Below are 12,593 nucleotides of genomic sequence, written 5' to 3'. Positions count from 1 at the left end.
ATGCCCGATGCCCGATGCCCGATGCCCGATGCCCGATGCCCGATGCCCGATGCCCGATTAAGACCACATTTTAACATATTTTTACTAATCCTTGTAGTGATTTACTTAATTTTTTCATAAAATTCAATTAGATAAACATTAAAACCATTACAACAAACCTGTATAGGAACTTGTAAAAGTTTTCGTCATAGTAAATAAGTTCGAAAATTTTGTAATGCTCATTTTGGTAAAGATATGTAAAAATTAATTTATTCAATAAGATAGATAAATAATAATGTGATCATAAATAACGTTTTTAAGTTCATTTAGTTTGCATAGATTAAAAAAGCGTATAGTCAATTATTCAGCTGTTAACAGGGTTATACGACTTTTTAAGTACAAAATACTTAGTAACAATAATCATTGTAATCAAGTAAATAACGTTGTATTTAACAATGAAAAATCAACAAGTTAAACAAGGCAATAGCTCAACTTTAAAAGTTTTGGCAAAAAAAACGATTTTGTTGTCAATAAGTCAGATTAATTATTCGTTTATAATCATAAAGCCAACCACTGAGCTAATTAAGATAGGTCATCACCTCAAAGTGTAATTAAGCGAGCAATATAGTTTAATTCTTCCACAGCAAGATAGGTTTTGATCCACTATATATTTAGTAAATTAAATGCCGATCAATAGCAAGTTAGATAAGAGAGAATATAAAATATTTTGTTTCTCAAAAAATGGATTACCCGTGTTTTTTTAGCAAAAATAGTTCATAGATGATTAATTTAATATAAAAATATAGAGTTATCATTCAAAGACCTTGCCAACATTTATCATAATTAAGCTAAATGATAAAACGTTAAACGTTTGCCTTTTCAAAAGGAAAACCCTATCGAAAATATTCATGCATAAAAGATCAAGTGTGAATAATTATCGATGCTGGATTTATTAATCACTATCAGCGATAATTTCAGGCAACTATACTAATTTTGATGTGATTATGTTTACCATTTACCATTCAAATCAAGTCGATTTACTCAAGTCTTTGGTAAGTCAATTAATGCAGCAACAACCATTAAATGATCTATTTATGCCAGACATGGTTATTGTGCAGAGTCAAGGAATGGCACAGTGGTTACAAATTGAGCTTGCTAATGAATTGGGAATTATAGCCAATGTTGAATTTCCTTTCCCTACTCAATTTATTTGGCAACTTTATCAAACGCTATTACCTAATGCTCCCATTGAAAATACGTTTAATCCTGAATCTATGGCTTGGCGCTTATATTATTTATTACCTAAAATTATTGATGAGCCTGAGTTTATTACCCTTAAACATTATTTAAATATTGATAAGCAAGATAGAAAGTTATATCAACTTGCAACGCGTATTGCACGTTTGTTCGACCAATATTTAGTTTATCGTCCTGATTGGCTGGCACAATGGGAAGCCAATAACACAGTTCAAGAATTAAACTTACATGCCGATGAAGTTTGGCAAGCAAAGCTCTGGCGTAAATTAATATCAATTAGTCAACCTTACCATCGCGCTAATATCTATCAACAAATGTTGGAGATTCTAGCAGATCCTCATTTCGATCCAGCACGGCTGACGCCATTACCAAAACGAATTTTTATTTTTGGTATAACTTCACTTCCACCAATTTATTTATCACTACTTTCAGCATTAGGACAACATATTGATGTCCATTTAATGTTTAATAACCCGTGTAAATGGTATTGGGGAGATATCGTTGAGAAACAATTATCACAATCACATAATGACCCAACCCAAATACCCAATGCTTTATTAACCTCGTGGGGAAAATTAGGTCGAGACAATCTATTTTTATTGCAAGAATGTATGAATAAGCAAGATATTGATGTGTTTGTCGATCAACAACGTGATTGTTTATTACACTCTATTCAACAAGATATTTTGGATCTTTATCCCCAAGTGGCAACTCAACACCCCATTCAAACTCAAGACCGCTCTATCTCTATCCATGCTTGTCATAGTGAACAACGCGAAGTTGAAGTGTTATATGACTATCTTTTGTCAATTTTTGATGCCGATCCATCACTTGAGTTACGAGATTGTATTGTAATGGTATCGGATATTGACAAATACGTTCCTTATATTCGTTCAGTTTTTGGTAATGCTTATGGGCAACGCTATTTACCTTTTACAATTTCAGATCAAAAAGCTCGCAATATTGATCCAATAGTACAGGGCTTCTTTGCGATATTGAATTTTCCACAAAGCCGATTTACTGCTGAAGATTTGTTTAATTTACTTGAAATACCAGCCATTTCTAAACAATTTTCAATCGATGAATCACAATTATCACTATTACGAATTTGGATTGTTGAATCTGGCATTCGTTTTGGGCTTGAACATAACCACAGTTGGCTATTTGGGCTTGAACGATTGCTACTGGGTTATACCATGACAAGCGATCAAGGTGGTTGGCAACAAATTTTACCTTATGATGGTGCAACGGGTTTAGATGCTGAATTAATAGGTCAATTAGCTGAATTTATTGGTGTAGTCAGTAAATGGTTAGTGTTATTAGATGAAGATAAACCTTTGGCAGAATGGCAAAGCTGCTGCCTTGAAATTATCAATGACTTTTTTTTCAAAGATGCCCAAAACGAATCAATATTATTGATGATTGAACAAGAGTGGCAAAAGCTGATAAATAGTGGGTTAACAGCTAATTTTTCCGACAAAATTTCAATTACAATTTTACATGATGCAATGCAGGCACGTTTGGAACAAAATCATTTAGCCCATCGCTTTTTAATTGGTAAAATTAACTTTTGTACTATGATGCCGATGCGTTCAATTCCCTTTAAAGTGGTGTGTCTACTGGGTATGAATGATGGTGATTATCCTAGGACTTCATTACCACTAGATTTTGATTTAATTGCAGAACATCCAAGACGAGGGGATCGAAGTCGTCGTAATGATGATCGTTATCTTTTTTTAGAAGCGATATTATCGGCTGAAAATCAATTATATATCAGCTATATTGGTCGTGATATAAAAGATGATAGTGAGCGCTATCCATCTGTTTTAGTTGATGAACTTTGTGATTATATTGCGCAATACTATTGTGAAGAAGGTGCTGAAAAAACAGAAAATACAAAATATTTTCCTGATTTTTTATGTATCCATCATACTCGAACCCCTTTTAATCCACAAAACTTTTTACAAGATCCAAGAAGTTATGCCGATGAATGGTTACCTGCCGCATTACAGCAAGGTAAAACTGTACCTTTTATCAGCCAAATTACCACTATCACAGTAGATAGTATTAATCTTGATGAACTAAAAAGGTTTTATCAGCATTCAATAAGGTTTTTTTTACAAAAACGCTTCCATTTTTATATCCATTATTTAGATGATAACTTACCCGATGCAGAAAATTTTAATTTAGATAACTTAAAGCGTTATCAATTAAATATAGCAATACTTGAACAACTAATTACAAAAGATGGCAATAATTCACAAGACGATCTTTATCAACGTTTAGCATTAAGTGGGGATTTGCCCGATGGCGCTTTTGGACAGATCATCTATGATGAGCAAAATCAAGCTATGCACGCTTTAGCTGATAAAATTAATCAAGAACGCCTAAACTTTACTACTCAAGAAGTTAATTTAACTATTTCTACAAGTCAATACGATTGTCAGTTGCAAGGATGGTTAACCCATATTCAACAAGATGGTATTTTAACTTGGCGCCCATCTAAATTATCAATTCGTAATGGGATTTCGTTATGGATTGATCACTTACTCTATTGTATTTTAAATCCCGATACACTCGACACTCAAAGCCGTATGTATGGTCGAGAAGAGACCCAATGGCGTTTTTCATATTTAAACGCTAATCAAGCCTTAGGTTTTCTGACTGATTTAGTCGAAGGGTATTTACAGGGGATAAATGAACCATTATTTATGCCAATCGAAAGTGCGTGGAGTTGGTTAATAACAGCCTACAACCCGAAAACCGGTGAAATTGTGCCGAGTGAAAAAGCCAATAATAAATTGTTAAGTACTTGGCAAGGTGGTTTGTATTATCCAGCTGAATGTGATAGTTACTATCAAAGGCTTTATCCTGAACTAACTCAAAATTTGATAGAACAAATTATTGTTTTAGCTAAGCGGTTTTTATTGCCGATCTTATTGCATCAAACAACAGTTGAATAGGAGGCATTATGTTTATTGATACACATTGTCATTTTGATTTTCCACTGTTTACCAATCATTTAGACGAATCAATAAATTATATCCGACAAGCAAATATTACCGGATTGATTATCCCGGCGGTTGCCGCTCATCATTTTGATACGGTGCTACAATTAGCCAATCATTATAACGAAATTTATGCTGCATTAGGATTACACCCAATATATAGCCATACTGAAGCTGATTTAGAACAATTACGTAATCGACTCAGCCATCTACCCCAAAAAGTGGTTGCAATTGGTGAAATAGGTTTAGATAAATATAATCTGACGATCGATTGGCAACAACAGTTATTCTTTTTTAGATCACAATTAATGTTGGCTAAACAATTCGATTTACCGGTACTTATCCATTCACGTAAAACTCATGATATTATGTATCACGAGTTACGCCAAGCCGATCTGCCTTGTCGTGGCGTGATACATGGTTTTTCAGGTAGCTATCAACAAGCGATGCAATTTATTAAGCTTGGTTATTCTATTGGTGTTGGAGGAGTCATTAGTTATGATCGCGCAAACAAAACACGCAACACAATTGCTAACTTGCCGCTTGCAAGCCTTGTACTCGAAACTGATGCGCCCGATATGCCATTAAGTGGCAAGCAAGGTCAAGCAAATCGACCTGAAAATATCGTCGAGATATTTAAAATTTTAACTGAATTACGCAGTGAATCACCCGAGCAAATACTTAACACTATCTTAACAAATACCTTGACGCTATTTAGTAGAATTAATAGAATGACCACACTGTGCAAAAAATAAATAACTAATTAATTATTATAAAGATATTTTATTTAACTAACCAGATGGTGTTTTTTTATGGCGAAACGTTATAACCAATTTTTTATTCAATCACTCATATCCCTTACACGCTTATTCCCGCTGTGGGCAATACTTTGTGCCGTAGCAGCCTATTTTTTCCCAAGCACATTTTTACCTGTGCGCCCTCATACATCACAGTTATTAATGTTTGTAATGTTTACTATGGGCGTAACGTTAAGTATTGATGATTTTAAACGCGTCGTTACCAAACCTAAAGCGGTAATAATTTGTACCCTACTGCATTATATCGTCATGCCACTGACCGCTTTAATCCTATCTAAATTGTTTACCATGCGACCTGAGTTATTAGTTGGCATGGTTTTAGTCGGTAGTGTTGCGAGTGGTACCGCATCAAATGTTATGATCTATTTAGCAAAAGGCGATGTCGCGTTATCTGTCACAATTTCGTCAGTATCTACCCTAGTTGGCGTAGTTGTTACCCCGCTACTCACGTTATTATTAGTTGGTACCACTGTTGAAGTTCCGGTTCTGGATATGCTTGTTCATATTGTGCAAATTGTGTTAATTCCAATTATATTAGGTTTATTGGTGCACCATTTACTCAACCCATTAGTAAAAAAATGTGAACGTTTTTTACCACTTTTATCGATGATCTGTATTTTATTAATACTTTGTGTTGTAGTTGCAGGTAGCCATGCACAAATAGGACAAGTTGGTTTTACAGTTATTTTTGCAGTTATTATTCATAATGGCTTAGGATTACTGGGTGGTTATTGGGGTGGACGTCTATTTGGATTTGACGAATCAACCTGTCGAACTATGTCACTGGAAGTAGGTATGCAAAACTCAGCATTAGCAGCAACCCTTGGTACAACTTATTTTTCAGCATTATCCGCTTTACCAGCAGCAGTATTCTCAGTTTGGCATAATATTTCAGGTTCATTACTTGCAGGATATTGGCAAGGCAAACCCGTTAAAAATAAGAAAAAAGCCAACAATTAACAAATATTATTGTAGAATAACCTTCAGTACTTTGTCTGACTTAATAATCGATTAAGCCAGGCAAAACAATATACATTCAGGGCTGATATTTTTCCCCTGTTAAGCCCAGTATTCCGATGAATTTTAGGTTAATTAAAATGAATAGCGAATTACAATTATCCCCTTTTGTGTATCGCATATTACCGTGGATCGCGGCATTTGCTTTTTTTATGCAATCGCTCGATACCTCGATATTAAACACTGCACTGCCAACCATGGCTAAAGACCTTAATCAATCACCGTTGAATATGCAATCAGCTGTCATTAGTTATGCTTTAACACTTGCATTGTTTATTCCGGTTAGTGGTTTTTTATCTGACAAATTTGGTACCAGAAATATTTTTGTTATGGCGGTGGGGCTATTTACTTTAGGGTCATTACTTTGTGCTTCATCCAATTCATTAATTTTCTTAGATATCTCACGCGTTATTCAAGGTATTGGTGGCTCCATGATGGTTCCAGTATCACGTTTGGTGCTCATCAAGTCATTTAAACGAAGCGACTTTTTAGTCGCTTTAAACACCGCAACTATTCCCGGTTTAATTGGACCGGTATTAGGGCCGGTACTAGGCGGTTATTTAGTTGACATGGTCAGTTGGCATTGGGTATTTTTGATCAACCTACCTATTGGTTTATTAGGAATGATAATTAGTTTCCGATATATGCCCAACATAAAAGGCGTGCGAATGCCTTTTGATTTATTTGGTTTTATATTTATTGTCATTACTTTTATTAGTGCAACGTTAAGTGTTGAACTTTTAAACCAAAATCAACAATATCAGCTACCCTTGTTACTTGTAATAATTAGTATTGTGTTTTTGTTTATTTATCGAGGATATGCAAATAAAAAACCAGCGCCGTTATTCCCTTTATCACTATTTAAGATTCGTACATTCAAAATAGGAATTATTGGCAATCTAATTTGTCGTTTAGGCATATCGGGGGTGCCTTTTTTAATTCCTCTATTATTACAAGTAGGATTTGGTTATTCAGCCATTTTTGCAGGTATGATGTTGGTACCAATGGCGCTAGCTTCAATCTGTACCAGAATATTCATTCCTCGAATTTTAGGGCGTTTAGGTTACCGTTTTGTATTAGTTGCTAACACCATATTTGCAGGCATTATGATTGCTTTAATGTCACTTTTGAATTCATCATCACCGCTTATCTTTATGTGTTTATTGCTATTTTGTATTGGTGGCATTAACTCTATTCAGTATACAGCGATGAATAGCATCACATTAGCAAATTTAGAAGGCGAAAATACCAGCAGTGGTAATAGTTTAATGGCAGTAAACCAACAATTAGCGATCAGTTTTGGTACAGGATTTGGCGCAGTATTAGTACGATTGATTAGTCATTCAACCAGTACTATTCATGCATTTCAATATACCTTTATTATACTCGGCGTTGTTACCATATTATCAAGCATGATCTTTGCCCAGTTAAAAAAAGAGGATGGACAAAATCTAACCTCTCATCATCAAGAAACAAGGAGATAACAATATGTTCCAGTATCAAATCATTCCAGTTACAGCTTTCCAAGAAAATTGTAGCATCATTTGGTGTGATAAAACCATGGAAGGCGCAATTATCGATCCTGGTGGTGAGCCTGAATTATTAGAAAAAGCAGTAGAAAAGTTAGGCGTTAACATAAAACAAATTTTGCTAACACATGGGCATTTAGATCATGTAGGTGCAGCAGTTACATTAGCAACTAATTTTGGTGTGAAGGTTATCGGACCTAGTCATGAAGATGAATTTTTATTTAATGCCTTACCACAACAATCAATGCAATTTGGTTTTCCCTATACCGAAAGTTTTTTACCCGATCGTTGGCTGAAAGAAGGCGATAAAATCCAAGTCGGCAACATTACACTTGATGTACTTTTTTGCCCCGGCCATACTCCAGGACATATCGTATTTATTAATGCAAAAGATAAAATTGCATTTGTTGGTGATGTACTATTTAAAAGTAGCATTGGACGAACCGATTTTCCTCGTGGAAATCATGCTGATTTAATCTCATCAATAACCCATAAACTTTTCCCACTGGGTGATGATTTTATCTTTGTTCCTGGCCATGGACCTATGTCGAGCTTTGGCAATGAACGAATGACTAACCCTTTTTTAGTCTAAGACAACTATTGGTTTAAATAAAAAGCAACATTAATAATGTAAACTTTTTAATGTTAAAATAGTTTACATTATAATTTTTTGTATTATTATTGCACTACTGTTTATTTTTTAATGGTAGAAAATAATGAAACTCACAACATATTATCCAACTTATATCAATACACTATTTAACTTATCATCTTGGCAACGCAAACTGTGTGCAACTACAGGGGCGGCCCTACTGCTAGGGTTAGCAGCTAATATCAGTATTCCCACATACCCAGTACCATTCACACTTCAATCGTTAGCCGTATTGTTAATTGGCGCTTTTTTAGGTCGTAAACTAGGTGCATTAACCATACTTCAATATCTCTTTTTAGGTGCAATGGGATTACCACTATTCGCTAACGGTAGCGGTGGAATTATGGCATTAGCTTCACCGTCATCAGGTTATTTGTATGGTTATATATTTAGTGCTTATTTAGCCGGTTTTGCTGCCGAAAAAGGGTACGATCGTCACTTTATTTTAGGATTAATTGCCTTCGCTTGTGCACATCAACTCTTATTTGTATTTGGTGTCGTTTATCTAATGGGATATATGCATATTTCACTTATCGAAGCACTAAAAGTCGGCTACTTACCTTTTGTTGGTGTTGATGCAGCTAAATTTATTATTGCAACTTGCGTAATGTTCTCATTATGGCGCCACCACGCACGCAAATAACCATGCAAATTGGCGATATTATTTTCCAAGCCCAGAATGAAGAAAGCGAATTCAATACAGCGATCACTCATTCTGGTGCCCAAATCAGCGCTGATGACATAATCAATCAAATAAGCCATGTTGGGTTATATATTGGCGATAATATCGTTATTGAAGCCACCCAAAAACATGGGGTAATCTATACCCCCCTTAATGACTTTTTAGCCGTTGCAAAATATAATCTTGTCGCAACCATTTATGATGAGTCAGTCATCAAAAATGCATTAACACGAGTTCAAACCTGCCTTGGGTTGCCCTATAACCATAGTTTTCGAGCAGATGATAAGGGCTTTTACTGTAGTGAACTGATTACTTTTGCCTTTAAATACCCGTCAGGTAAAGATTATTTTCAATTATATCCAATGAATTTTAAAGATTCTGTTACTAACCAAATTATCCCCTATTGGATCGATTATTATCGAGCACTTAACCAAACTATTCCACAAGGTGCATTAGGTTCACATCCACAACAGTTAATGCGGCAAACACATTTATTTAAAACTATCCGAACATATTAAGCTTAGCAAATAAAGTCAATAAAATAGGTCAATTGAACATAAAAAAGCGATTTGAAATAATTTAATTGTTGACATAGCGACATTAAATCTATAATATGCGCGCTACATTTCGGTTCCTCCATAGTTCAGTCGGTAGAACGGCGGACTGTTAATCCGTATGTCACAGGTTCAAGTCCTGTTGGAGGAGCCAACTTTTCACTTCATCTCATATCTATACATATCTAATTGATATATAGATCAATATATTATGTTTTTTTATTATACTGCTTATCTCTATACATTTATCAATTTTTCTTTGAATTTACTATTTTTTCGGGTTTAAATGCGGGTCAGCAAAAATGCTCATTTTTTCCTTAAAGGAAAAGAATTTTATTCCCTAAATAATTAAGACATACTTGTTAATCAAATCAATAATATTTGAGCAACCTATAAAAACTTGTATCTAAAAGACAAAAGTTAAATTGTTGAAATAGCGCTTTATTCAATATATAGCATAGTGACTTATTCCAATATCGACTTGAATTTTAATGATTTCAGACTTTTCTTCACCCACAAAAATGACCATAAACATGAAAGTAGGTTTCCGAGTGCCATAGAGATAAAAATGCCATTCATTCCCATTTTTTGAACAAAGACTAAATATAGTCCTATAGAAAAAATAATGATCATTCTAATATAAAGGATAATTACCGCAGGTAGGGGGGTTCCTGTCGCTTGAAAGAATGATGCGATTATCCATGATATTGCCAAAAAACAAAAGGTAAATGATACGATTAGCACTTGTTTGCTGGCAAGATCAATCACTTCCGGAATTGAAGTAAATATTGAAAATAACCAAGGAGAAAGTAATACATACACTGCTGCAATGATGCTACATAGTATCATTATTACCCTTAAGCTTAGATTAAAAGCTTCTTTAATCCGATCAAGTTGATTACGTCCATAATTTTGCGAAATAAAGACCGTCATTGCACCAGCAATAGCAATCATCGGAATAACTAAAATCTGATCAATTCTCCCAACCAATGTCCATGCATTCATTGCATTTTCATCAAAGGTATTGGTAATAATTTTATTGTAGGCAACGATAATGATATAAGTTGAGGCTGTCATTAAAAACTGAGGCAATCCAATCCCTATGATTTCTCTGGCAATTTTTCCGTTAAAGTGAGTAAAGTTAAATGTTAACGGAATTCTTGATTTTCCCTTGTGTATAAAGCGGATTAAATAAATAAAAGCCATAAATAACGATATTGTTGTGGCTAAACCTGCACCAGCCACCCCCATATCGAGTACAAATATCAATATCGGATCAAGTACGATATTGAGCGTTACCATAATCATAAATGATATTGCAGTAACATATGTCAGGCCTTCGCCAATAAGAATACCGCCATAAACCTGTAATAATATTATGAACAGTAAACCTGGGGCTAATGAATATAAAAACTGTAGACTATAAACTGTTGCTTCTAGGCTTAATTTATCACCTGATAATAAATCAATAATTTGTGGGCCAAAAGCATAACACATAATCATAAATGGCACGGTTAGCAGTAAAGCGATGACGACACCTGTAACACCCAGATTTTGATAATGATTAAATCGTTTTTCGCCGATCAATCGCCCCGTTGTGGTACTGAGTCCAACGGCTAAACCTGAGGCGATAGCTTCAAAGACAAAAAATAGTGGAAATAAAAGACCGGTTCCCGCCAACGGAGCTGAAGAAGTAGGATTGATCAATGAAATAAAATAGGTATTGATGATTAAGTAAGCATAATTTAATAAGTGACCAATGAGAATGGGGGTACCAATTTTTATAATTATTGGCATGATTGGACCTTCAAACATGTCTTTTTGCAATTTTTCTTGAAAATTTGACATAGATTTCTTTTTAAGTTTATTTTTTAAATAGTGATGTTATTTTTCTCTAGCGCAAAAAAGCGTCTAATCGACATGTTATCGAGAGCAAAATATCCATCTTTATACTCCCTGCCCGAACAGCACCTATCCCAACCTAAAACGTTTTGATAGACAGTTCATCGCGGTAAAACCTTCTTGCCTTTTGATGGAATGAATCGCAGAAACGATATTTTATTTACGACGAAAAAATTAACTGTCTGTAATTGATGGAATAATATAATCCGCCATGAGTTCCCACCTGTCGATTATCATCTTGTCGACTTTCGATACGATTGCCACTATCAGATCCTTTTCAGGAACACAATAGAGATAAGTTCCGCCTATGCCTGCCGCGAGAAAAGTGTTAATCCCCTTATCTTCTCTAAGCCACCACATATAGCCACAATCTTCCGTATGCTGTTTTAGCGATTCAGTTATCCAGTTTTCTGAAATGATCGGCTTATCATTGCAATGGCCTTTATTCAAATACAAATATCCCAAACAAAGCATATCACGCAGAGTTAAAGACAGCCCCCAGCCTCCGGTATTGATATTTTGAGGATCTTTTATCCAACCGGTAATATTTTCACCATAGACATCTTCTTTAGAAAAGGATTTCATCTGCTGGTCAACGATCTCTTTCACTCCTAAATGGCTGAATAATGATTTATTGGCAAATTCTCGAGTTGATATTCCAGTACTCCGCGTAATAATCGCTGAAAGAAGGTGGGCATTAGACATATTGAATTGAAACTCCCCAAGCTGGCCTTTTTGTCCCAACATTTCAAGCATAAACATCGTCCAATTCTTTTGCCTTCTCAACCTATCTAATGGCTCACTCTTTTTCCAAGAATAGGGTGCAGTCATGGTAAGTAAGTGTTTGATTGTCAGATGTCGCTTTAACATATCACTGGCTTTGGATTCCGCTTCTGGAAAGAAATCCAGTATTGGTTGATCGACGCTTTTTATATATCCCTTATCAATGGCTATTCCCACTAAAGCGGAAGTAACGCTTTGTGTTACTGAAGTGAGATGATGAGTATTTTCAGCATGGTAACCTTTGAAATATTTTTCAAACACAATGCCGCCTTTTCGCAAAATAGCGATTCCTTTAATAATACCTAGTTGAAAATTCAAGGCGACATCCAGCTCTCTCAATTTATCTGGATTCATATTCACCGATTCTGCATCAATGGTTTCTAATTCTTTTACATTAGCCATAATCAAGTAT

9 protein-coding genes and 1 tRNA gene are annotated in these 12,593 nt (G+C 35.0%); 8 read left to right on the top strand and 2 right to left on the bottom strand.

Going from position 1 to position 12,593, the window contains the following annotated elements:
* The first annotated feature begins 983 nt into the window (after positions 1–983).
* From recC to J3U59_RS11460, 8 genes are all read left to right on the top strand, one after another.
* The gene (recC, locus tag J3U59_RS11495; protein ID WP_267334328.1) at positions 984–4,199 is read left to right on the top strand and encodes an exodeoxyribonuclease V subunit gamma; all 3,216 of its coding nucleotides are present in this window, start codon (positions 984–986) and stop codon (positions 4,197–4,199) included.
* An 8-nt stretch (positions 4,200–4,207) separates the two neighbouring features.
* Positions 4,208–4,999 carry a TatD family hydrolase gene (locus tag J3U59_RS11490; protein ID WP_267334329.1) on the top strand — a complete coding sequence of 264 codons (792 nt, stop codon included), beginning with the start codon at positions 4,208–4,210 and terminating at the stop codon, positions 4,997–4,999.
* A 57-nt stretch (positions 5,000–5,056) separates the two neighbouring features.
* Positions 5,057–6,022 (top strand): ketopantoate/pantoate/pantothenate transporter PanS, encoded by a 966-nt coding sequence (gene panS / locus J3U59_RS11485; protein WP_267334330.1) that lies wholly within the window; start codon positions 5,057–5,059, stop codon positions 6,020–6,022.
* A gap of 137 nt (positions 6,023–6,159) precedes the next feature.
* Entirely contained in the window at positions 6,160–7,563 is a 1,404-nt protein-coding gene (locus tag J3U59_RS11480; protein WP_065633176.1) for an MFS transporter, read from the top strand.
* A 4-nt stretch (positions 7,564–7,567) separates the two neighbouring features.
* Positions 7,568–8,200, top strand: coding sequence for an MBL fold metallo-hydrolase (locus J3U59_RS11475; RefSeq protein ID WP_065633177.1), 633 nt, complete (start codon positions 7,568–7,570; stop codon positions 8,198–8,200).
* A 124-nt stretch (positions 8,201–8,324) separates the two neighbouring features.
* Positions 8,325–8,903, top strand: a complete 579-nt coding sequence (locus J3U59_RS11470; RefSeq protein ID WP_065633178.1) for a biotin transporter BioY — start codon at positions 8,325–8,327, stop codon at positions 8,901–8,903.
* The gene (locus J3U59_RS11465) at positions 8,879–9,460 is read left to right on the top strand and encodes a YiiX/YebB-like N1pC/P60 family cysteine hydrolase (protein WP_267334332.1); all 582 of its coding nucleotides are present in this window, start codon (positions 8,879–8,881) and stop codon (positions 9,458–9,460) included. The genes J3U59_RS11470 and J3U59_RS11465 overlap by 25 nt, the downstream gene beginning before the upstream one ends.
* Before the next feature lie 114 nt (positions 9,461–9,574).
* Positions 9,575–9,650 (top strand) — tRNA-Asn (locus J3U59_RS11460).
* A 311-nt stretch (positions 9,651–9,961) separates the two neighbouring features.
* Here J3U59_RS11460 and J3U59_RS11455 read toward each other — a convergent pair.
* Positions 9,962–11,344, bottom strand: a complete 1,383-nt coding sequence (locus J3U59_RS11455; protein WP_267334334.1) for an MATE family efflux transporter — start codon at positions 11,342–11,344, stop codon at positions 9,962–9,964.
* A 228-nt stretch (positions 11,345–11,572) separates the two neighbouring features.
* Positions 11,573–12,583, bottom strand: a complete 1,011-nt coding sequence (locus tag J3U59_RS11450) for a serine hydrolase domain-containing protein (RefSeq protein ID WP_267334336.1) — start codon at positions 12,581–12,583, stop codon at positions 11,573–11,575.
* Between the last annotated feature and the right edge of the window lie 10 nt (positions 12,584–12,593).

Source organism: Gilliamella sp. B3783 (assembly GCF_026536125.1).
Lineage (GTDB): Bacteria > Pseudomonadota > Gammaproteobacteria > Enterobacterales > Orbaceae > Gilliamella.
Note: the sequence above shows the minus strand (reverse complement) of the source record. Positions and strands in the feature narration are given on the sequence as shown.